The sequence below is a fragment of the Arthrobacter sp. zg-Y919 genome (genome assembly GCF_030142045.1).
Classification (GTDB): domain Bacteria; phylum Actinomycetota; class Actinomycetes; order Actinomycetales; family Micrococcaceae; genus Arthrobacter_B.
Genome location: NZ_CP126242.1, coordinates 1495186 through 1517865 on the forward strand (window position 1 = coordinate 1495186; position 22680 = coordinate 1517865).

The 22680-nt window shown below is 66.8% G+C and carries 17 protein-coding genes; 8 read left to right on the plus strand and 9 right to left on the minus strand.

Annotation, left to right across the window (positions count from 1 at the left end; genetic code table 11):
- The first annotated feature begins 2 nt into the window (after window positions 1-2).
- Both QNO10_RS07110 and QNO10_RS07115 read left to right on the plus strand, forming a co-directional pair.
- Window positions 3-1406, plus strand: coding sequence for an APC family permease (locus QNO10_RS07110; RefSeq protein ID WP_229948345.1), 1404 nt, complete (start codon window positions 3-5; stop codon window positions 1404-1406).
- A 37-nt stretch (window positions 1407-1443) separates the two neighbouring features.
- Window positions 1444-1836, plus strand: coding sequence for a universal stress protein (locus QNO10_RS07115; RefSeq protein WP_229948343.1), 393 nt, complete (start codon window positions 1444-1446; stop codon window positions 1834-1836).
- A 3-nt stretch (window positions 1837-1839) separates the two neighbouring features.
- Here the strand turns inward: QNO10_RS07115 and QNO10_RS07120 are convergent, their stop codons facing one another.
- From QNO10_RS07120 to QNO10_RS07140, 5 genes are all read right to left on the minus strand, one after another.
- Window positions 1840-2178: a YciI family protein gene (locus QNO10_RS07120; protein WP_229948341.1), complete on the minus strand. Its 339-nt coding sequence runs from the start codon at window positions 2176-2178 to the stop codon at window positions 1840-1842.
- Window positions 2179-2230: 52 nt separating this feature from the next.
- Window positions 2231-3448: a kynureninase gene (locus QNO10_RS07125; RefSeq protein WP_229948339.1), complete on the minus strand. Its 1218-nt coding sequence runs from the start codon at window positions 3446-3448 to the stop codon at window positions 2231-2233.
- A 92-nt stretch (window positions 3449-3540) separates the two neighbouring features.
- Entirely contained in the window at window positions 3541-4449 is a 909-nt protein-coding gene (locus QNO10_RS07130) for a MaoC/PaaZ C-terminal domain-containing protein (RefSeq protein WP_229948337.1), read from the minus strand.
- Window positions 4446-5786: a 3-oxoacyl-ACP reductase gene (locus QNO10_RS07135; RefSeq protein ID WP_229948335.1), complete on the minus strand. Its 1341-nt coding sequence runs from the start codon at window positions 5784-5786 to the stop codon at window positions 4446-4448. The genes QNO10_RS07130 and QNO10_RS07135 overlap by 4 nt, the downstream gene beginning before the upstream one ends.
- A 2-nt stretch (window positions 5787-5788) precedes the next feature.
- Window positions 5789-7126 (minus strand): acetyl-CoA C-acetyltransferase, encoded by a 1338-nt coding sequence (locus QNO10_RS07140; protein ID WP_229948333.1) that lies wholly within the window; start codon window positions 7124-7126, stop codon window positions 5789-5791.
- An 80-nt stretch (window positions 7127-7206) separates the two neighbouring features.
- Between QNO10_RS07140 and QNO10_RS07145 the strand changes: the two genes are divergently transcribed.
- Entirely contained in the window at window positions 7207-7944 is a 738-nt protein-coding gene (locus QNO10_RS07145; protein WP_229948331.1) for a TetR/AcrR family transcriptional regulator, read from the plus strand.
- On the plus strand, window positions 7941-10043 hold the full coding sequence (locus tag QNO10_RS07150) for an acyl-CoA dehydrogenase family protein (RefSeq protein WP_229948329.1): 2103 nt from the start codon (window positions 7941-7943) through the stop codon (window positions 10041-10043). Before QNO10_RS07145 ends, QNO10_RS07150 begins: the two co-directional genes overlap by 4 nt.
- 267 nt (window positions 10044-10310) lie before the next feature.
- Here the strand turns inward: QNO10_RS07150 and glgA are convergent, their stop codons facing one another.
- Window positions 10311-11507, minus strand: coding sequence for a glycogen synthase (gene glgA / locus QNO10_RS07155; protein WP_229948327.1), 1197 nt, complete (start codon window positions 11505-11507; stop codon window positions 10311-10313).
- A 78-nt stretch (window positions 11508-11585) separates the two neighbouring features.
- On the opposite strand from glgA, the gene glgC reads away from it, so the two are divergent.
- Window positions 11586-12830: a glucose-1-phosphate adenylyltransferase gene (glgC, locus tag QNO10_RS07160; protein WP_331460330.1), complete on the plus strand. Its 1245-nt coding sequence runs from the start codon at window positions 11586-11588 to the stop codon at window positions 12828-12830.
- A 158-nt stretch (window positions 12831-12988) separates the two neighbouring features.
- Window positions 12989-14425: an SDR family NAD(P)-dependent oxidoreductase gene (locus QNO10_RS07165; protein ID WP_229948325.1), complete on the plus strand. Its 1437-nt coding sequence runs from the start codon at window positions 12989-12991 to the stop codon at window positions 14423-14425.
- Here QNO10_RS07165 and QNO10_RS07170 read toward each other — a convergent pair.
- Entirely contained in the window at window positions 14404-17211 is a 2808-nt protein-coding gene (locus QNO10_RS07170; protein WP_229948323.1) for a cation-translocating P-type ATPase, read from the minus strand. The genes QNO10_RS07165 and QNO10_RS07170 overlap by 22 nt on opposite strands.
- A 213-nt stretch (window positions 17212-17424) precedes the next feature.
- Between QNO10_RS07170 and QNO10_RS07175 the strand changes: the two genes are divergently transcribed.
- On the plus strand, window positions 17425-18432 hold the full coding sequence (locus QNO10_RS07175) for a YeiH family protein (RefSeq protein ID WP_229948904.1): 1008 nt from the start codon (window positions 17425-17427) through the stop codon (window positions 18430-18432).
- 27 nt (window positions 18433-18459) lie between these two features.
- Entirely contained in the window at window positions 18460-21069 is a 2610-nt protein-coding gene (pepN, locus tag QNO10_RS07180) for an aminopeptidase N (RefSeq protein WP_229948322.1), read from the plus strand.
- Between the two features lie 50 nt (window positions 21070-21119).
- On the opposite strand, the gene QNO10_RS07185 is transcribed toward pepN, so the two are convergent.
- Together QNO10_RS07185 and lplAB are read right to left on the minus strand one after the other, a co-directional pair.
- Entirely contained in the window at window positions 21120-21458 is a 339-nt protein-coding gene (locus QNO10_RS07185) for a cupin domain-containing protein (RefSeq protein ID WP_229948320.1), read from the minus strand.
- A 60-nt stretch (window positions 21459-21518) separates the two neighbouring features.
- Window positions 21519-22595: a lipoate-protein ligase LplAB gene (gene lplAB / locus QNO10_RS07190; protein WP_229948318.1), complete on the minus strand. Its 1077-nt coding sequence runs from the start codon at window positions 22593-22595 to the stop codon at window positions 21519-21521.
- Between the last annotated feature and the right edge of the window lie 85 nt (window positions 22596-22680).

Below are 22680 nucleotides of genomic sequence, written 5' to 3' on the forward strand. Positions count from 1 at the left end.
CCATGGCTGACACCAAGTCTGAGACAGGCCAGACCGAGCTAAAGCGGGTCATGGGCACCAAACTGCTGCTGCTGTTCATTGTCGGCGACATTCTGGGAACCGGTGTCTACGCGCTTACCGGACAGGTGGCCGGCGAGATCGGCGGCGCGGCATGGGCGCCCATCCTCCTGGCGTTTGCGGTGGCCACGATCACCGCCTTTTCGTATCTGGAACTGGTGACCAAATATCCGCAGGCCGCCGGTGCCGCGCTGTACACGCACAAGGCCTTCGGCGTGCACTTCCTGACGTTCCTGGTGACATTCGCCGTGCTCTGCTCGGGTATAACCTCCGCTTCAACGGCTTCCAAGTTCCTGGCCGAGAACTTCATTGTGGGGTTCGACCTGGAGTGGGGGCAGACCGGCGTCACCTGGATCGCGGTCATCTTTATGCTGTTGCTGGCCGCCGTTAACCTGAGGGGCGCGGCGGAAAGCGTGAAGTTCAACATCGTGCTGACCGCCATCGAACTGACCGGACTGCTGATAGTCATCGCCATCGGGTTCTGGGCCATGAGCCAGGGCAACGCGGATTTCTCCCGGGTGGTCGTGTTCGAAACCGAAGCGGGCAAAAGCGTGTTCCTCGCCCTCACCGGAGCCACGGCCCTGGCGTTCTTCTCCATGGTCGGTTTCGAGGACTCGGTAAACATGGCCGAGGAAACGCATGACCCCGTCCGGATTTTCCCCAAGGTGATGCTCACCGGCCTGACGATCACCGTTTGTGTCTATCTCCTGGTCTCGGTGGCTGCCGTGGCCGTGGTGCCGGTGGGACAACTCTCCGAGTCCGCCACCCCGCTGCTGGAAGTGGTGCGGGCCGGCGCACCCAACCTGCCCGTGGACGTCATCTATCCGTTCCTGTCGATTTTCGCCGTCGCCAACACCGCCCTGATCAACATGCTGATGGCGAGCCGCCTGCTCTACGGCATGGCGAAGCAGGACGTGCTGCCACGGGGGCTCTCCTCCGTCCTCCCCGGACGGCGCACCCCCTGGGCCTCCATCGCCTTTACGACGGCGATCGCGGTCGGTTTGATCATTGTGGTCACCAACTTCATGGGCCGGGAAACGGTGACGGCGCTTGGCGGCACGACCGCGCTGCTGCTGCTGGGCGTGTTTACGGTGGTCAACATTGCCTGCATTGTCCTGCGCAGGATCCCGTCCGAGCGTGCCCACTTCCACTCCCCTCGGGTGATGCCTTTCATCGGTGCCCTGACCTGCGCCTTCCTGATCGGCCCGTGGGCGCAGGACGCCATCGAGTACCGGATCGCCGGGCTGCTGCTGCTGCTCGGCCTGGTGCTGTGGCTGCTCACCTGGATCTGGAACCGCGCAGTGAAGGCCCGCAAAACCCGCTTCAGCGACCCATCGCAGCTGAGTTGAGGGGATCAGCGATGGAGGAGGCAGGAAGAAGGAAGCCATGAGCGTCGTCGTCGGATTCGTCCCCACCCCGGAAGGGGAGGCAGCGCTGCGCGCTGCGATCCGTGCAGCCCGTGACCTGGCCACCGGACTCGTGGTGGTCAACGTCGAAAGCACGCGCAAACCCCGGCCCGAACATACCCCGGACTATCTCAAGGCACTGACCAGTGTCCTGGACGGCAGTGGGGTGTCGCACGTTCTGCTTCACCCAATGGGTGACTTCGATGCCTCCGAGGAAATTCTGAAGGCCTCGGAAAACCACGGCGCCCAGCTGGTGGTGCTGGGAATCCGGCACCGGACACCGGTAGGCAAGCTTTTCCTTGGCAGCACGTCCCAGCGCGTGCTGCTGGAGGCTGCCTGCCCCGTCCTGGCGGTCAAAGCGGGCCAGGCCTGAGGCCTAGCTTTCCGGATCAAACATGAACTCGCGGAGCTCCTGCGCACAACGGCAGGACACCGCTATCTTTCGGGCCCACTCCACTGCGTCCTCACGGGTCGGCAGCTCCAGGACAGTGAAGCCGCCCAAGAGGTGGCTGCCGGGATAGATTTCGGGGTTCACGGATCCGTCGGCGGAGACAATCACGGGATCCACCTTTTCCTCGATCCCACCGCCGAAGATATACACACCGGCCGCTTTTGCCTCCCTGATGACGGCGCGCGAATCGGCTGCAACAACCGGAAACTCCTCGTCGGTGAGTACCATGGCTTCGCTCGGAAAGGAGATGAGGTATTTGGTCATGCCCGAAGGGTGGCCCGTAGACGGGCGGATGGCAACGGGTATCCGCGTGCGCCTAGAGCTCGGCCAGAATCGCTTCAATCCCGGTAAAGGTCTCCGTAAAGGAGGTGGACAGGGGTGAGAGCCCCAGCCTGATGCCGTCCGGATTGCGGTAGTCCGGAATGATGCCCTGCTTCCAGAGCGCCGCCGTGGCGGCCTTGAACTTCGGATGGTCGACGGTGATGTGGCTGCCGCGCCGGTCCGGGTCGCGCGGCGAGGCCAGCACGACGCCGCGCGGCGCCAGCAGCGCATCGGTTGCGGTGACGGCGTATTCGGTGAGGGCCTGCGACTTGGCGCGGACGGCAGCCATCCCGGCCTCGCGGATCAGGGCAATCATGTCCTGCATGGCGAGCATGCCGAGAATAGGCGGGGTGCCCGAGACCAGGCGCCGGATGCCCGTCGCAGGAACATAGCCCTGCGCCATGCCGAACGGGTCATCGGAACCCAGCCATCCCTGGATGGGCTGCGAGAAATCCTCCTGGTGGCGGGCTGCCACGTAGGCCCAGGCCGGAGCGCCCGGTCCCCCGTTGAGGTACTTATAGCTGCAGCCCACGGCGTAGTCCGTGCCGTCTGCGTCCAGCTCGGCGGGCACAACCCCCACAGAATGGCACAGGTCCCAGAGAACCAGGCCGCCGGCGTCGTGCACCACGTTGTTGATGGCCGCTGCATCGGCAAGGTAGCCCGACCGGTAGGCCACGTGGCTGAAAACGGCCAGTGCCGTCTGTGGTCCGACGGCGTCCGCCACTGCTTCTGCGGTGACCCCTCCCGCGTACCCGGCGGGCACCCACCGCAGGGTGAGGCCGCATTCGCGGGCCACGCCTTCCAGGACGTACCGGTCCGTCGGGAAATTGTCCGCATCGAGCAGGATTTCAGTACGGCCGGGCCGGGCGGCAACAGCGGCGCGGGCCAGTTTGTACAGCAGGACGGTGGTGGAGTCCGCCACGATGCATTGTCCGGGCGCAGCTCCAAGGGCCACCTCCCCCAGCTGGTCGCCGATTACGCCGGGCAGCTCCAGCCACTGCTCGTCCCAGCCCCGGATCAGCCGTCCGCCCCACTGCCGGGTGACGAAATCCTGCAGGTTTTCCGCAGTGGCGCGCAGGGGGCGTCCCAGCGAATTTCCGTCCAGATACGCACGGACACCGTCCGCAGGAAGGAAACGGTCACGGTACCCGGCGAGGGGATCCGCCGCGTCGAGTTCCTTAGCGGTAACGAGCAGCCCTGCAGCATCAATCATGAGGGAACCTTAGCAGCGCACCGCTGCCCAAAACGAAGCACGCCTGCTTCCGGCAGAACCGGAAGCAGGCGTGCGGTGACTCGGTCCGCAGGCTACGCCAGCGGTACCACGCTGCCGGCGAAGTGCCGGCGCTGGGACCGCGGGTTCCAGCCGGTAAAGCTGGAACCCGTCCACCCGTCCGGTGTTTCATCGTCGGAGATGGTCACGGCAACGGTGGCCGGCAGGAACACAGGTGACTCAAAGTCAATGCTCCACTGGAACGGACCCTCATGGGTCTGCACCGTATCGCCGATAACCCTGGATGCGAGGTACATGCCATGGGCCAGGGACTGTTTCATGCCCAGTGCCTTCGCCGACAAGCGGCTCAGGTGGATGGGGTTGAAGTCCCCGGAGACCCGGGCATAGTTACGGCCGGCATCGGCACCCAGGCGCCACAGCGCCGTCGGGAGCGGCGGAACGAATTCCGCGCGTACCGCTGACTTGTCCGGCCGGTCAATCCTGGGCAGGAAAACGCCCTTGGCCAGGTATGTGGAACGGCCCCGCCACACGGTCTCGGAAACACCGTCGGCCTCCACCGTGACTTCGGCGACGAGTTCCACCTGCGTTCCGGCCCGGTGCCCGCCGAGGTTCTCCGCCCACGCCGTCACCGTCAGGGGTTCCGAGTAATGGATCGGACGGAAATGCTGCACCTCGTTACGCAGGTGCACCATGCCCAGCAGCGGCAGCGGGAAGTCCTCCCGTGCCATCAGGCTCATCGCCACGGGGAAGGCAAACGTGTGCACGTAGCCGGTGGGCAGGTAGTCGGTGGCGCTGTGCAGGACCAGACGCTGGAAATCGGTGAGCCGGGCCAGGTCCACGGCGGCGCCGCGCACCACATGCCGGTCCGCCGGCAGGAGGCCGGTGCCCTTGGCCGGTGACAGCCGCGACTTCGCCGCGCTGCCCACCGCGCCGGCGTACAGCCGTCCGAGTGCGGGGATCTCACTCAGCTGTGTGTCGGTCATGCGCCCACCATGTTCTGGCCGCAGACGCGCACTACCTGTCCGTTGACGCCGGCAGCGGCGTCGGAGGCCAGGAAGGAAATGGTCTCTGCCACGTCCACGGGCAGTCCGCCCTGCTGCAAGCTGGACAGACGGCGCGCCACCTGCCGGGTGAGGGCGGGAATAGCTGCCGTCATATCGGTTTCAATGAAGCCGGGTGCGACGGCGTTGATGGAGCCGCCGCGTGGTGCCAGCAACGGAGCCGTTGCACGGACCATGCCAATGACGCCGCCCTTGGAGGCTGCGTAGTTGGTCTGTCCGCGGTTGCCGGCGATGCCGCTGGTGGAGGCCAGTGAGACGATCCGGCCCTCCGGGCTGAAGCCGCCCGAGGCCAGGAAGGTCTCGTTCATCCGCAGCTGCGAGGCAATGTTGACGGCAATAACCGAGCCCCAGCGCGCTTCGTCCATGTTGGCCAGAAGCTTGTCACGGGTGATCCCGGCGTTGTGGATCACGATGTCCAAGTGACCGTAACGCTCGGCTGCGTGGGCAAGGATCCGGTCCGCCGCGTCTTCGCGGGTGATGTCCACCTGGAGTGCGGTGCCGGAAATCTCGTTGGCAACCTTCGCCAGCTGTTCTCCTGCGGCAGGTACGTCCACCACGATGACGGAGGCGCCGTCACGGTGCAGCACCCGGGCGATGGCGGCACCGATACCGCGGGCGGCACCGGTAACGACGGCGACCTTGCCGGCCAGCGGGGCGTTCCAGTCCAGGGGCAGGGTTCCGGCATCCGAACCGACGGTCACGAACTGGCCGCTGACGTAGGCGCTCTTGCCCGAGAGCAGGAACCGCAGGGCGGCTGCCACCGACGGGGCTGATGCCTGTACGCCGTTGGCCAGCACGATGCCGTTGGCGGTCGCACCGCCGCGCAGCTCGTGGGCAATCGAGCGCAGCGTGCCGTCGACACCCTGACGGGCCGCGGCGGCTGCCGGATCCTGGGCTTCCGCTGCGGGCCGGGAGACGGTGATGACCCGTCCGCCCGGGGCCAGGTCGCGCAGGGCGGCGCCCGCTGCCAGGGTCGGTTCGCCCAGGTCGGTGGGTGCCGCGGCGTCGTCAAGCACGATCAGGATGGCGCCGAGCTTTTCCTTCGGCGTCGCATGCCGGCGGACGTCCTGGTCCCAGTCGAGCAGGAGCCGGGACAGCTCGTCTGCGGTACCGCTCTTGCCGAGAACCAGCACCGGTCCCGGCACCAGGGGCTTGGTGGGATCGAAGCGGCGCAGAATGGCGGGCCGGGGCAGGCCGAGCTTCTTGGACAGTTCCTTGGTGAAGCCGCTGTTGACAAGGTTGAGGTAGGTATCGGCCATGATCAGCGTGCCTCGAGAATCGCGACGAGGCCCTGGCCGCCGGCGGCGCAGATGGAGATCAGGCCGCGGCCTGAACCCTTTTCGTGGAGCATCTTCGCCAGCGAGGCAACGATGCGTCCGCCGGTGGCGGCGAAGGGGTGTCCGGCAGCCAGCGAGGAGCCGTTGACGTTCAGCTTGGTGCGGTCGATGCTGCCCAGCGGCGCATCCAGGCCCAGCCGGGTCCGGCAGAATTCCTCATCCTCCCAGGCGGCAAGGGTGGAAAGGACGGTTCCGGCGAAGGCCTCGTGGATTTCGAAGAAGTCGAAATCGTCGAAGGTCAGGTTGTGGCGTGCCAGCAGGCGCGGCACGGCAAAGGCCGGAGCCATCAGCAGTCCGTCCTTGCCGTGGACGAAGTCGACGGCGCCGGCTTCGGCATCGACGATGTTGGCGAGCATCGGCAGGTCGTGTTCGCGGGCGTAGTCCTCGGAGCCCAGCAGGACAACGGAGGCGCCGTCGGTCAGCGGGGTGGAGTTGCCGGCCGTCATGGTGGCTTCGTCGCCGAGGCTCTTGCCGAATGCGGGCTTCAGCTTGGCCAGCTTTTCCATGCTGGTGTCGGGCCGCAGGTTCGCGTCCTTGGCCAGGCCGCGGTACGGGGTCACCAGGTCGTCGAAGAAACCGCGGTCATAGGCGGCTGCCATGTTGCGGTGGCTGTTGAAGGCCAGCTCATCCTGGGCCTCCCGGGTGATCTTCCACTGTGCGGTGGTCAGGGCCTGGTGCTCGCCCATGGACAGTCCCGTGCGGGGTTCGCCCGTGGACGGTGCATTCGGGGACAGGTCCTTGGGGCGGATCCTTGCGACGGCGGCCAGCTTCTGTTTGGTGGTCCGGGCGCGGGAAAGGTCCAGGAGGGCACGGCGCAGGCCTTCGCTTACGGCGATGGGCGCGTCGGAGGCGGAGTCGACGCCGCCGGCAATGGCGGATTCGAGCTGCCCCAGCTTGATCTTATTGGCCAGGCTGACCACTGTTTCCAGCCCGGTGGCGCAGGCCTGCTGCACATCGTAGGCGGGGGTCTCCGGCGACAGTGCCGAGCCCAGGACCGCCTCGCGGGTCAGGTTGAAATCACGGGAGTGCTTGAGGACAGCGCCGCCGGCGACTTCGCCGATCCGCTCCCCCTGCAGGCCGAAGCGGGCAACGAGTCCGTCGAGGGCTGCGGTCAGCATGTCCTGGTTGGAGCTGTAGGTGTACTTGCCGCCCGAGCGGGCGAAGGGAATGCGGTTACCGCCGATGACCACTGCTTTGCGCACCGAAGACCCGGCGGCGTTGTTCGTGGGTGTAGCTCGTGCGGGTTCAGGCTGTGCAGCCATTCGTCGTTCTCCTTGGGAGTCCATGGGTGGGGGTGTGACGTTAGTTACTGTTACCCAGCGTACCTGATACGCTCAGTATCGTGAACAACACACTGAGGGATCCTTCCGCGCCGGCCCCGGCCGCGGACGGGCGCGCGCTCCGCTGGGAGGCCCACCGGGCCGAACGCCGCCGCACCCTGATCCGAACCGCGCGCCGGGCCGTCCACACTCTCGGGTGCGCGGCATCGATGGAAGAGATCGCGGCCGCCTCCGGCACCTCGAAGTCGGTCTTCTACCGCTACTTCGGCGACAAGGCCGGGCTGCAGAAAGCCATGGGCGAAGTGGCCGTGGCACGGATGCAGGAGAAGATCCTGGAAGCGGGGCGCACGGCAACATCGGCCCGCTCCGGCCTGCGGGCCATGGTGTCGGCCTACCTGCAGATGGCGGAGACCTCGCCCAACGTATATCTGTTCGTCACGGGCCGGCTTGCCGACGGCGGTACGGAGCAGCAGTTCGACACCACCCTTTCGCACTTCTTCGAAACCATCACGGCAATGATGGATTCGGCCATGCGCCACTATCTGGCCGGCCGGGAGGTACCCCGGGATGCCAGCGCCACGGCGTCGTACTGGCCGGCCGCGGCCCTCGGGATGATCCGTGCCGCGGGCGAACGCTGGATTGCCGCGCCGCCGGGCCCGGACAAACCCACCGAAGAACAAATGACTGACCAGCTGACCGCCTGGCTCTTTGACGGCATCGGCTACGACCAGGGGCATTCGCCCCTTCCCCGGATTTCTTCACCTACCCCAGTCTCCAACCACGAGAAGGAAACGCAATGACGCAAACACTCTCCCCCACCGAACGCCAGCTCCCGGCCAGCGCGACCATCAGCGACAATGACGCCGCCGTGGTGGACGTCGAGGCGCTGGGCCGGGTCCTGCTCGGCAAATGGGCTGAAAAGCGGCTGGCGGCCCGCAAGCTCGCCGGCATGGAAGCCATGCAGACCCCCGCGGGGCTGACCTATACAGAGCACCGCGAACGGGTCATGGACCAGCTGAAGATCCTGGTGGACAGCAAGTCCGTCCACGGCGCCTTCCCCAAGTACGTGGGCGGCGAAGACAGCCACGGCGCTAACGTTGCCGGCTTCACGGAACTCGTGGTGGCTGATCCGTCCCTGCAGATCAAGGCCGGCGTGCAGTGGGGCCTCTTCGGATCCGCCGTGATGCACCTGGGCAACCGGGAGCACCACGAAAAGTGGCTGCCGGGCATCATGAGCCTGGATATCCCGGGCTGCTTCGCCATGACCGAAACCGGACACGGTTCCGATGTTGCCAGCATCGCCACCACTGCCGAATACGACGCCGCGGCCGAAGAATTCGTTATCAATACCCCCTTCCGCGCTGCCTGGAAGGACTACATCGGCAACGGCGCCGTCAACGGCAAGGCCGCCGTCGTCTTCGCTCACCTCATCACCAAGGGCGTGGACCACGGCGTGCACGCGTTCTACGTGGACCTGCGGGACGACAACGGGTTCCTGCCCGGCATCGGGGGCGAGGATGACGGCGTCAAGGGCGGCCTGAACGGCATCGACAACGGCCGGCTGCACTTCTCCAACGTCCGCATCCCGCGGACCAACCTGCTCAACAAGTACGGGGATGTCGCCGCCGACGGTACCTACACCTCGGACATCAGCAGCCCCGGCCGCCGCTTCTTCACCATGATCGGCACCCTGGTACAGGGCCGTGTATCGCTCGACGGCGCAGCAGTCAACGCCAGCAAGCTGGCCCTGAAGACCGCCATCCAGTACGGCACCGAGCGCCGCCAGTTCAACGGCGCCTCGGACATCAAGGAAGAGGTGCTGATGGACTACCAGCAGCACCAGCGCCGCCTGCTCCCCCTGCTGGCCACCACGTTTGCCGCCGCTTTCGCCCACGAGGAACTGCTGCATAAGTTCGACGACGTCTTCTCCGGCGCCCATGACACCGATGCAGACCGCCAGGACCTGGAAACCCTCGCTGCCGGACTGAAGTCCCTGTCCACCTGGCACGCCCTGGACACGCTGCAGGAATGCCGCGAAGCCACCGGCGGTGCCGGGTTCCTGGCCGAGAACCGGTTCACCGCCCTGCGCGCGGACCTTGATATCTACGCCACGTTCGAGGGCGACAACACGGTGCTGCTGCAGCTGGTGGCCAAGCGCCTGCTCGCGGACTACGGCAAGGAATTCGCCGGTGCGGACTTCGGCGTCCTCGCCCGCTACGTTGTGGGACAGGCCACCGATGCCACCCTGCACCGCACCGGTCTGCGCCGGATTGCCCAGTCCTTCCGTGACTCCGGCTCCGAGAAGAAATCCGCCATTGCCCTGCGCGATCCGCGGACCCAGCACGACCTGCTGGCGGACCGGGTCGGCACCATGGTTGCGGAGGTGGCCACGGCCCTCAAGGAAGCCCGCGGGCTGCCGAAGGAAAAGGGCGCCGCGGTGTTCAATGAGAACCAGCATGCCCTGATCGAAGCCGCGCGTGCCCACGCCGAGCTGCTTCAGTGGGAAGCCTTCACCCGGGCCCTGGACCGGATGGAGGACGCCGGCACCCGGCAGGTGATGACCTGGGTCCGCGACCTGTTCGGGCTGCGCCTGATCGAAAAGAACCTTGGGTGGTACCTCATGAACGGCCGCCTGTCCGCACAGCGTGCCCGCACCCTGGGCCCGTACATCAACCGGCTGCTGGCGAAGATCCGCCCGCACGCCCTGGATCTGGTCGATTCCTTCGGCTACGGCCAGGAGCACCTGCGGGCCAAGATTGCCTCGGGTGCCGAAAAGATCCGCCAGGACGAGGCCATGGAGTACCAGCGGCTGCTGCGTGCCAGCGGTGCCGCTCCGGTGGACGAGAAGGTTCTGATTGCCCGGAAGAAGGCAGAGCAGAAGAAGTCCGGCCGGAAGTAACGCAACACCGGTAGAAAGGGCGCCTCCGCAACTGCGGAGGCGCCCTTTCGGCGTTCCGGGTGTCTGGCTCCAGTGCTCGTGCACAGCGTCCCACTGGGTGGGGCTGGTGTTACCTCTTGGGGTCACGGTGGTCACAACAGCACCACCGGGTGGGACCCTGTGCGGAAGGGCGAGGTGCCAGACCCCAGTCCGGGCACAGAAAGGGCGCCGTCGCACTGTGCGGCGGCGCCCTTTCGGCGTTTAGCTGTGTTGGCTACAAGGGGTTGGCTACGCCAGGACCGACCGGTAGACAGCCAGGGTTTCCTCGGCAATGGACTCCCAGGAGAACTGCTCGGTTGCCCGGACCCGTCCGGCCTCACCCATTTGCCGGGCGAGGGCCGGATCGCTGACCACGGAGGTCAGCGCCTCGGCGAAGTCGCGTACGAATTTCTCCGGGTCCAGCGGCGTGCCGGTCCCGTCGGTGACCTGGTCGATGGGCACCAGCACACCGGTGACGCCGGAATCCACCACTTCCGGAATGCCTCCGGTTGCACTGGCGACGACGGCGGTGCCGCAGGCCATCGCCTCGAGGTTCACGATGCCCAGCGGTTCGTAGACCGACGGGCAGGCAAAGACGGTGGCGATGGAAAGGATCTTGATCAGCTCGGCGCGCGGCAGCATGCGCTCAATGACCACGACGCCGGTGCGGGTGCGCCGCAGGTCCTCGATGAGGACGGCGGTTTCCGCCGCCAGCTCCGGGGTGTCGGCAGCACCCAGGCACAGCACCAGCTGGACCTCCGGCGGCAGCAGCGCGGCGGCCCGGAGCAGGTACGGCACACCCTTCTGGCGGGTATTGCGGCCGACGAAGACCACGCTGGGGCGGTCCGGATCAATGTCGAAGGCGCGGACGCCGTCGGGGTCGATATCCGGCTGCCACTGCTGCACATCGATGCCGTTGTGGACCACCCGGACCTTGCCCGGGTCCACATCCGGGTAGCTGCGCAGGATGTCCTGGCGCATGCCTTCGGACACGGCGATGATCGCGGCGGCTGCCTCGTAGGCGGTTTTCTCCACCCAGGAGGACACTGCGTATCCCCCGCCGAGCTGCTCGGCCTTCCACGGACGCAGCGGCTCCAGGCTGTGGGCACTGAGGACGTGCGGAATACCGTGCAGCAGCGACCCCAGATGGCCTGCCATGTTCGCGTACCAAGTATGCGAGTGGACCAGGTCCGCCCCGGCCAGTCCGCCCAGGATTTCAAGGTCCGTACCCAGGGTCTGGACGGCGGGATTTGCCGACTGCAGTTCCGCCGGCACCGCATAGCTCTTTACTTTAGCTCCATGGAAATCCTCAGGGCGCGGGGCCCCGAAGCAATGCACATGGAGATCTACTTCTCCGGCCAGGACACGGCTGAGCTCGGCGACGTGAACGCCTGCTCCCCCGTAGATTTCCGGCGGGAATTCCTTCGACACAATATCTACTCGCACTAAACCAACGTAGTGCACCGGGCAACCAGTGATCTAGTCTGAAGTCAGTAGACTTATTTTCGGAAGAGGTTCAACACAATGGCGCCAAAGAAGGTCCTGGCAGTAGTTCTTGCAGGCGGCGAAGGTAAACGGCTGATGCCGCTCACGGCTGACCGCGCAAAACCGGCGGTTCCCTTTGCCGGGCGCTACCGCCTCATTGATTTCGCATTATCGAATCTGGTGAACTCCGGATATCTCCAGATAGTGGTTCTGACCCAGTACAAATCCCACAGCCTTGACCGGCATATCTCCGAGACATGGCGGCTCTCCACCCAGCTGCAGAACTACGTCGCCTCGGTGCCTGCACAGCAGCGCGTGGGCAAGAGCTGGTTCCTGGGCAGCGCGAACGCCATCTACCAGTCCATGAACCTGATTGAGGACGCCCAGCCGGACATCGTCGTCGTCATCGGCGCGGACCATGTGTACCGCATGGACTTCTCCCAGATGGTTGAGGCACATATTGCTTCCGGCGCGTCAGTGAGCGTTGCCGCCGTGCGGCAGCCGCTGCACCTCGCGGACCAGTTCGGCGTGATCGAAACGGACGCCGAGAACCCGGAACGCATCGCCGCGTTCGTGGAAAAGCCGGAGACGACCCCGGGCCTGCCCGACGATCCGGGCAGCTTCCTGGCCTCCATGGGCAACTACGTCTTCAATACCGACGCCCTGGTTAAGGCGCTGCAGTGGGACGAGGAACGCCTGATCACCAAGCACGACATGGGCGGGGACATCATTCCCTACTTCGTGGAACGCGGTGACGCTGCCGTTTACGACTTCACCCGCAACGTCATCCCCGGAGCCACCGGCAGCGACCACCAGTACTGGCGCGACGTCGGCACCCTGGATTCCTATTACGACGCCAACATGGACCTGATCTCCCCCATGCCGGCGTTCAACCTGTACAACCTGAAGTGGCCCATCTACACGCGGCAGAGCATCTCCCCGCCCGCCAAGTTCGTGCGCAGCGCCTCCGATCAGGCCGGAACCGCCTTCGACTCGATCGTGTCCGACGGCACCGTCATTTCGGGCGGCAAGGTAACCGGCTCCGTGCTGGCACAGGACGTGTACGTTGCCTCCAACGCGGAGGTGACCGACTCGGTGCTGATGGACAAGGTGCACGTAGGTGAGGGTGCGGTGGTCCGCCGGGCCATCATTGACAAGAACGTGCGGATCCCGGCCGGTGCCACCGTTGGCGTGGACCGGGAACTGGACCTCAGACGCGGCTTCACCGTAACCGAATCGGGACTCACCGTGCTCAGCAAGGGCCAGCGGATTCCCGAAGCGTAGCAGCGGACTGGGACAGCAGCAGGGGCGCCGGGTGTGAGATTCCCCGGTGCCCCTGCTGCTGATACGGGGCGTTGCCGGCTTCTCCGGTATCCTCGTCATGGCGCACCCGGTGCGCCTGCACCGTGGATCCTCCGGTGCCGATAAGCGTAAAGGCCACCATGAGCACCCCTGAACTAAACCCGGAAGAAATCCAGACCGCCCTTCGGGTCCTGGCTTCCATCCACGTCCTGGATGAAGAGGACCCCGACTACGTCGCAGTCCGGCGGGCCACCGCCAAGATGTTCAAGTCCGTGAAGAAGCACCGGAAGAACGAAAAGCGCTCGGCCGTTGCCGAGGCCGACCGCGCCGTCGTCGCCCTCACGGCCACGGGTGCGGCAGACCGGATCGACGATGAAACCCGCGGCGCGCAGCTGACCACCGCCGCCCACGGACCGTCCGCCGGCACGTTGCTTAAACCGCGCAACTGCTACATCTGCAAGCAGCCCTACACCGTGGTGGATGCCTTCTACCATCAGCTCTGCCCTGAATGTGCGGCCTTCAGCCACACCAAGCGCGACGCCCGGACGGACCTGACGGGGAAACGGGCGCTGCTGACCGGCGGCCGGGCGAAGATCGGTATGTACATTGCCCTGCGGCTGCTGCGCGACGGTGCCCACACCACCATCACCACGCGCTTCCCCAAGGACGCCGCACGCCGGTTCGCCGCCATGGAGGACTCCGCGGACTGGCTGCACCGGCTGCGGATCGTCGGCATTGACCTGCGCGACCCCGCCCAGGTCATTTCGCTGGCCGAGTCCGTCGCCGAGGCCGGTCCCCTCGACATCCTGATCAACAACGCGGCCCAGACGGTCCGCCGCTCCTCCGACGCCTACCGTCCGCTGACCGACGCCGAATTGGCGCCCCTGCCGGACGGCCCCATGCCCGAACTGGTGACCTTCGGGCACACCTACGATGCGCACCCCACAGCGCTGGCCGGCTCCGTTGCCGCGCACCCGGTACTGGCCGCCGACGCCGTCACCGCCCTGGCGCTCACGGCAGGGTCCTCGTCGCTGGCGCGGATGGAAGCCGGAACGGCCATCGACGCCGGCGGTCTTGTGCCGGACACGGCCCCGATTAACAGCTGGACACAGGTGGTGGACCAGGTGGACCCGCTGGAGATGCTTGAAGTGCAGCTGTGCAACGTCACGGCGCCGTTCCTGCTGGTGAACCGGCTCCGCCCCGCAATGGCTGCCTCCTCCGCGCGGCGGAAATACATCGTCAACGTCTCCGCCATGGAAGGCCAGTTCTCCCGCCGCTACAAGGGCCCCGGACATCCGCACACCAACATGGCCAAGGCGGCGCTGAACATGCTCACCCGCACCAGCGCCGAGGAAATGCTGGAAACGGACGGAATCCTCATGACCGCAGTGGACACCGGCTGGATCACCGACGAACGTCCCCACCCCACCAAGGTGCGGCTGGCGGAGGAGGGCTTCCACGCCCCGCTGGACCTGGTGGACGGCGCGGCCCGCGTCTACGACCCGATTGTGATGGGCGAAAACGGCGAGGACCAGTACGGCGTCTTCCTCAAGGACTACAAGCCCTCGCCCTGGTAGGCCTTCGGCACGGGTGCTGGCCCCGGCCTGCGGCGGCGGGCGGCCAGCCGCTGCACCACCTTGCCGATCTCGGAGGCCACCAACACGGTGGCGCCGACCGCGAGGCAGAGGAACCACTGCGCCGACGTCAGCGGCACGGTGTCGAAGATGCCGGTAAAGATGTCCAGCTGCACCACCAGGACCTGCAGCACCACCACTGCAGCCAGTGACACCCAGATGGCACGGTTGGTGAAGGTCCGGAGCGCAAAAACACTGCCGGTCTCGGAACGGACGTTCAGCAGATTGAACACCTGGTAGAACACGAAAGTCGTAAACGCCATGGTGGTGGCGAAGTTGGTGTTGCCGGCACTCTCCGGGAACCACCGCGCGGCGTTCTCCAGCACTATGCAGGTGCCTGCCGCCATCACGATCCCCAGCAGGGTAAGCACCACGATCCGCCGCCCGGTCAGCAGGGGTTCCGCGGCAGGCCGGGGCGGCCGTTTCATCACCTCGGGATCGGTCCGGTCCACGCCGAGGGCCAGGGCAGGCGGTCCGTCCATGATGATGTTCACCCACAGGATCTGCAGTGCGGTGAACGGCGTCCCGCCGGCGAACCCGAAGGTCGCCGCTGCCAGGAAAATCAGCACGAACCCCCAGGCAGTGGTCAGCTGGAACCGGACAAACTTCAGGATGTTGTTGTAGATGCCGCGGCCCTCTTCGACGGCAGCCACAATCGTGGCGAAGTTGTCATCGGTGAGGATCATTTTGGCGGCACCCTTGGAGACGTCCGTTCCCGTGATGCCCATGGCGATGCCGATGTCCGCACGCTTCAGCGCCGGGGCGTCATTCACGCCGTCGCCGGTCATCGCCACAATGTAGCCGTCCGCCTGCAGTGCCTTCACGATCCGGATTTTATGCTCGGGGGAAACCCGCGCCAGCACACCCAGGTGCGGGGCCTCCTCCCGCAGCTGCCCCTCATCCATGGCATCCAGTGCGGTGCCTGCGGCAGCCCGGCCCGGAATCCCCAGGTCCCGGGCAATGGCCGATGCCGTGACCAGGTGGTCCCCGGTGATCATGTGGACATCGATCCCGGCGGCATGGGCCCGGGCAATGGCCTCTCCGGCTTCCTGCCGGGGTGGATCCAGAATCCCGACGACGGCGTACAGCACCAGGTTCGCAGCCTCGGCAAAGAGGGCCTCCGGCCGGGACGGCAGCGGCGCGTCCAGAACCCGTCCGGCCACGGCCATGGTCCGCAGGCCGGCATGAGCCAGGGACTCCACGTCCTGGGAAATCCGGGCCCGCTCCTCCGGGTCCAGGGGCACCAGCCCGGCAGGGGTCTGCAGGAAAGCGGTCCGGTCCAGGACCACGCCGGGCGCACCCTTGACGTTGCAGGTGACCGCCGCTCCGGCGTCGTCGGCGTTGAACGTGGCCATGAACTTGTAGTCGGAATCGAACGGCACCTCGGCCAGACGGCGGTGGGTGGCCCGCGCACCCGCGACATCGATCCCGGCCTTCTCCGCCAGGACCACGAGGGCGCCCTCGGTCGGATCCCCGGTCAGCCTGCCGTCCTCCACGGACGCGTCGTTGCACAGCGCCATGGCCAGGTATGCCTCGGCCGGGACCGGAGCGTGCTGCCCATCCGGGCTGAGGATTTTCCCCTCGGTGGAATAGCCGGATCCGGTCACCCGGAAACGCCGCCCGGAGGGTGAATACACCCGCCGGACCGTCATTTCATTGAGCGTCAGGGTGCCGGTCTTGTCGGTGCAGATCTGCGAGGTGCTCCCCAGCGTTTCCACCGCCGCCAGCTGCTTGATAATCGCGCCGCGGGCAGCCAGCCGGGATGCACCCATGGCGAGCGTGAAGGCGACGACGGCGGTGAGCCCCTCGGGGATGGTCGCCACGGCCAGCGATACCGCGGTCAGGAACAGGTCCTCCCAGCTGTCCCCGCGCAGCAGCCCCAGCACAAACACGAGGGCAACGACGGCGAAGGCAATGTAGGTCAGCACCCGTGCCAGCTGGTCGATACTGCGCTGCAGGGTGGTTTTCTCCTCGGTGGTGCTTCCCAGCAGATGCGCAATCGTACCGATCTGCGTTTCCATGCCGGTCCCGGTGACCAGCAGGACGCCCCGGCCGCGGGTCACATCGGTGTCCATAAAAAGCAGGTTGGTGCGGTCGGCCACCGGCAGCTGCGGATCGGACAGCGGTGCGGTGGTCTTGTTGGTGGGCTTGGACTCTCCGGTGAGTGCCGCCTCGGCCACCTGCAGCCGGACGGCCTCCAGCAGCCGCCCGTCCGCCGGCACGCTGTCCCCTGCTTCGAGCAGCACGACGTCGCCCGGCACCAGTTCCATCCGTTCAACCCTCGCCTGGCTGCCTGAGCGCAGCACGCGGCAGCTGTCCACGGAGGCATTACGCAAGGCTTCGAGACTGTTTTCCGCCCGCTGCTCCTGCACATAGTTCAAAGCGGTGTTGAGGATGATTACCAGCAGGATCACCACCGGGGTTTCCCATTCGCGGGACACCACGGCACTGACCACCGCGGCGATGAGCAGGACGATGGTCAGCCGGTCCGAGAGCAGCCGCAGGACCTTCCGCCACACGGGTGCTTTTTTGTCCTCGGCCAGCCGGTTCGGGCCGTACCGCTCCAGCCGTCCACGGACCTCCCCGGTGTCGAGGCCGGTGGCCGGGTTGGTTCTCAGGGCCGCTGCGGCGTCCGCGGCGGGAAACAGCCAGGGGCAGTCCAGGACCTGCTGTGCCGGGGCGGCCGGGGTGCTGCCGCCGCTGCCTTGCGAACTCGTGGGCGAACTCATGGGTGCTTCCCCCGGTCGCTTGAGGATGGTGCCCCCATGCTAACAAGGGGCGGGTGCCGGGCAGTATGGCAACCGGGCCTCCGGGAGGCCGGTGCGCCAAAGCCGAAGCGCTTTGGATAACCGCCGCCACTGCGGCAGGGTGTAACCGTGCCCGACTCCTCCGCTGCCTCCTCTGCTGCTTCCGCCCCGGTACCGGGCCCGCCGCCTGCCCGCCTGCGCGGTACCGTCCCCGGCCTGCTGGCCGCGGCGGCCGCCGTCGCCGCGTCCTTCCTGGTGCATCTGCTCCTGCCTGCGGTACCCGTACTGACAGCGGCGGTGGTCCTGGGGCTGCTGGCTGCCAACCTGCCCGGCAGTGCGGCCATGGCTTCCGGAGCCTGGAAACCCGGGCTGGCCCTGGCCGCCCGGAAGTTCCTGCGGGCCGGGATCGTGCTGCTGGGATTGAAGGTATCGCTGGTGGACATTGCCGGGCTGGGCTGGTCGGCGCTGGGGCTGATTGTGGTCCTGGTGCTGGCGGCGTTCGCGGGGACGTACGCCATCTGCCGCCTGTTCCGCCTGCCCGGGGATGAACCGGTCCTGATCGCCTCCGGGTTCTCCATCTGCGGGGTCTCCGCCATTGGTGCCATGGCCGCTGTCCGCCGGACCCGGGCTGAAGACACCGTGGTGCCGATTGCCCTCGTAACGCTCTGCGGCACACTGGCCATCGCGGCCCTGCCGCTGGCTGGCGGGCTCCTGGAGCTCAGCCCCGAGGTGTTCGGTGCCTGGGCCGGAGCCTCCGTCCACGACGTCGGACAGGTCGTGGCCACTGCCCAGACCGCGGGCGGCACGGCGCTGGCGGCCGCCGTCGTCGTCAAACTGGCGCGGGTGGTGCTGCTGGCACCGCTGACCGCTGCCGCGGGCCTGCTGGCCCGGCGCACGGACACCCGTAAAGGCGGCAGCCGGGAAGACCGTGCCGGGACGGGCAGCCGGCCGCCGCTGGTGCCCCTCTTCGTCCTGGGCTTCCTTGCCCTGATCCTGGTCCGCACCTCCGGCCTGCTGCCGGAACCGGTGCTGGAGGGAGCCGCCGTCGTCCAGGACCTGCTCTTCGCCGGCGCCCTGTTCGCGCTGGGAGCCGGCGTCCGGGTCCGCACGCTGTTCGCCTCCGGTGCCCGGGCGGCCGGCGCCGCGCTCACATCCTGGGTGTTGATCTCCGGCCTGGGCCTGGCGGTGGCCGTGCTGCTGTAGGGCACGCGGAAGTGATTGAATGAACAGGTGCCTAACCAGAACCTGAGCCGTGATGAAGCCGCCCTGCGGTCCCGCCTGCTGTCCGTGACCGCCTACGATGTCCACCTCGACCTGGCCAACGCCGAAGACGAGGGGGCTCCGGGCTTCCATTCCCGCAGCACCATTACCTTCGGTTGTTCCGAGCCCGGTGCCGGTACGTTCCTGGACTTCATCCACGGCGGCGTGTCTTCCGTGGTCCTGAACGGCATCGAGCTGGACCTGGCGGACGCCGTGGACGACTCCCGGATCCACCTTCCCGGCCTCAAGGCGGAGAACACCGTGACGGTGGAGGGCACCGCCTTGTACAGCCGCAGCGGCGAAGGCCTGCACCGTTTCCGCGACCCTGCGGATGGGCGCACGTACCTTTACACCCAGTACGAGCCCGCCGATGCGCGGCGGGTCTTTGCCGATTTTGAGCAGCCGGACCTGAAGGCCTCCTTTTCCTTCAGCGTGACCGCACCGAGCGGATGGCAGGTCGCGTCCAACGGCGTCGAAACGCAGCGGACGCCGCTGGGTGACGGCACCCTCAGCCGCTGGGAATTCGCACCCACCCAGCGCATTTCCACCTACATCACCACCGTGCTGGCGGGGCCGTACCACCGCGCCGACGACGAGTGGTCCACCCGGCTCGACGACGGCACGGAACTGCGGGTTCCCCTGGCCGCCTACTGCCGGTCCTCCCTGGCCGGGTACTTCGACCCGGAGAACATCTTTGCGGTGACCAAGCAGGGACTGGACTACTTCCACGACCTCTTTGCCTTCCCGTACCCCTTCGGGAAATACGACTCCGCGTTTGTTCCGGAGTACAACCTGGGTGCCATGGAGAATCCCGGCCTGGTGACGTTCACGGAGGCCTACGTCTTCCGGTCCCGCGCCACCGAGGCGCAGTACGAAGCGCGGGCGAACACCATCCTGCACGAGATGGCGCACATGTGGTTTGGCGACCTGGTCACGATGAAATGGTGGGACGACCTGTGGCTCAAGGAATCGTTTGCCGACTACATGGGTGCCCTGGCCGTGGACCAGGCCACCGACTTCACCAATTCCTGGGTCAGCTTCGCGAACCGGCGTAAGGCCTGGGCCTACGTCCAGGACCAGCTGCCCACCACCCATCCCATCGTGGCCGATATTCCGAACCTGGAGGCGGCGAAGCAGAACTTCGACGGCATCACCTACGCAAAGGGCGCCTCGGTGCTCAAGCAGCTGGTGGCCTACGTCGGGTTTGAAGCCTTTATCGACGCTGCCCGCGGCTACTTCCGCGACCACGCCTACGGGAACACCACCCTCGCCGACCTCCTGGCCGCCCTGGAAACGGCTTCCGGCCGGGACATGGGCCTCTGGTCCGCCCGCTGGCTCCAGACCGCCGGCGTTCCTGTCCTGGTCCCGGACACGGAGACCGGCGACGACGGCGCCTACACTTCCGTGGTCATCCGGCAGAACGCACCTGACCCCGTGAGCGGAGAACAGGTTCCCCGGCCGCACCGGCTGCGCATTGGCCTCTACGACTTCGACGGCACCGGAGCCCTGGTCCGCACCGACAGCGTGGAGCTGGATGTCGCCGGGTCCAGGACCGAGGTGCCTGAACTGGTGGGCAAGCAGCGTCCGGCCCTGCTGCTGCTCAACGACGAGGACCTGACGTACGCCAAGATCCGTTTCGACGACGCGTCGCTGGCCACGCTGCTGGACTCCCTGCACCTGCTGTCCGATCCCCTGGCCCGGGCCATCACCCTCTCAGCCCTGTGGAACACGGTCCGCGACGGTGTCCTGAGCGCCAAGGACTACGTCCGGCTCATCCAGCGGGTGGCACCGGTGGAAACCGGGGCCGGAGTGCTCCAGGTCCTGCTGGACAACGCCCTTAGCGCCATTGAGTACTACGCCCCGGCGCAGCGCCGGGAAGTGCTGCGGGAGGAGTTCTCCACCCACATAGCCGAGCAGCTGGCGGCAGCAGAACCGGGCAGCGACCGGCAGACCATCTGGGCGCGCGCCGCAGCCGGCGCCGGGCGCCGCAGCAGCAGCCATAACGCACTGCTGCGGGGACTGCTGGACGGCAGCGCCGGTATCCAGGATCTTGCTGTGGACTCGGACCTGCGCTGGCGGCTCTGGGTAGCCCTGGCGGCGACCGGTTCCGCCACCGCTGCCGAACTGGACGCCGAGCTGGCACGGGACAACACGGCGTCGGGACGGGTGGGCTTCACCACCGCGTCCGCCGCTTTCCCGGACCCAGCCGTCAAGGCAGCTGCGTGGCAGGCAATCATGCACTCCGACGCCTTGTCCAACGAGTTGCTCTCGGCCACCATCACCGGCTTCGGCCTGGGCAGCCACGAACTGCTGGACGGCTATCTGGACGACTATTTCGCCTCACTCACGGATGTCTGGTCCGGGCGCAGCATTGAGCTGGCCTCACGCGTGGTCGGCGGACTCTATCCGGGACACCAGGACGCAATGCCGGGCATGGTGCCGGCCGATCATCCAGTGGTGCAGAAATCCGTGGAGTGGCTGGAGCTGCATTCCGGCGCTCCGGCGGCGCTGCGGCGGATCATCATCGAGCAGCAGGACCAGCTGCTGCGTTCACTGCGGGTGCAGGCTGCCGGAATGTAGCCTGCGGAATCCGGCCGGGCGGGGGGCTGTGCGCTGCCCGCCCGTCCGGCTTAGGCCAGCTGCGGCTTCGCCACCGTCAGGAGGATGGCGGAGTCCTCCAGCGCCGCCACGGAATGCCGGGCCTGCGGAACGATCAGCAGGTCCCCGGCGGAGCCGTCCCAGGTGTTGCCTTCGGCGGAGAGGGCAACCCGCCCTTTGAGGACATAGATCGTGGCCTCCCCGGGATTCTCATGCTCGTCCATCACAAACCCGGAGCCGAGGGCGATGACGGTCTGCCGCAGGACGTGCTCGTGTCCCCCGTAGACCGTGGAGGCGCTGCGTCCGCTGGCCGCCTGCCGTGCTGATTCGAGGTGTTGGCGGGCAAGGGCGGTCAGCGACTTTTTCTCCATTTGCGCAGTCTAGGCCCACGGACCGCCGCCGGGTAGCGCGGTGGCCCGTGGGCAGGGCTGCTAGGGAACCCGGTTCAGCCACTCCGGGGTATCGAACTTGTCCTTGACCTTCTGCTGGGCAAGGGCGATTTCCTCGTCGGTAATGCCGGTCTGGACGGCACCGTACCGGCCCGCGAAGGTATCCATCATCGTGGCGATGATGTCCTCGCGGGAGAGCCCGGTCTGGCGCTTCAGCGGGTCCACCCGCTTCTTGGCACTGGTGGTGCCCTTGTCGGAGAGCTTTTCCTTGCCGATACGCAGGACTTCGACCATCTTGTCGGCGTCGATGTTGTAGGACATGGTGACGTGGTGCAGCATGCCGCCGCTGCTGAACCGCTTCTGCGCGGCGCCGCCGATCTTGCCCTGGTCGGTGGCCATGTCATTCAGTGGAACGTACCAGGCCTGGATGCCGAGTTTCTTCAGGGATTCCATCACCCAGGCGTCCAGGAAGGGATAGGAATCGGCGAAACTCAGGCCATCCACGAGGGACTGGGGAATGTAGAGGGAGTACGTGATGGCGTTGCCGTGTTCCATGAACATGGCTCCCCCGCCGGTGATGCGCCGGACCACGGTCACCCCGTGCCGTTCCGCGCCGTCGGGGTCCACTTCGTTCTTCAGCGACTGGAAGCTGCCGATGACGACGGACGGCGATTCCCATTCCCAGAACCGGAGGGTGGGATTGCGGCGGCCGGCCCCGACTTCCTCGGCGAGGACCTCGTCCATGGCCACGTGCATATGCGTCGACAGCGGCGTGGGGGGAATGATTTCCCACTGGTGGTCGCCCCACCCGGTCGCTTTGCCGAGGGCGCGGCGGACGGCGGTTGCCACGGCTTCCGGCGAGAAGCCGAAAAGGACGGCGTCCGAGGGCAGCCGCAGACGCACGGCCTCGGCAATGTCACCGAAGGAAGTCTCGGCGGGCAGGCCCTCGAGTGCCGCGTTGATGTCCCCCAACGCTTCATCCGGTTCCAGGAAGAAGTCACCGCCAAGGGAAACTCCGGCCAGCCGGCCGTCGCGGACATCCAGATCCACTACAACCAGCTTGCCGCCGGGGACCTTGTATTCCCCGTGCCGGCGGCCGCTGTTATCTGCGCTTGCCATCGAGACTCCTCTGTTGGAACCGGTGCCGGGACCGGACGGTCCCTCTGACAGGGAAAGGCCCGCCGGGCTGATGCCGACGGACCTC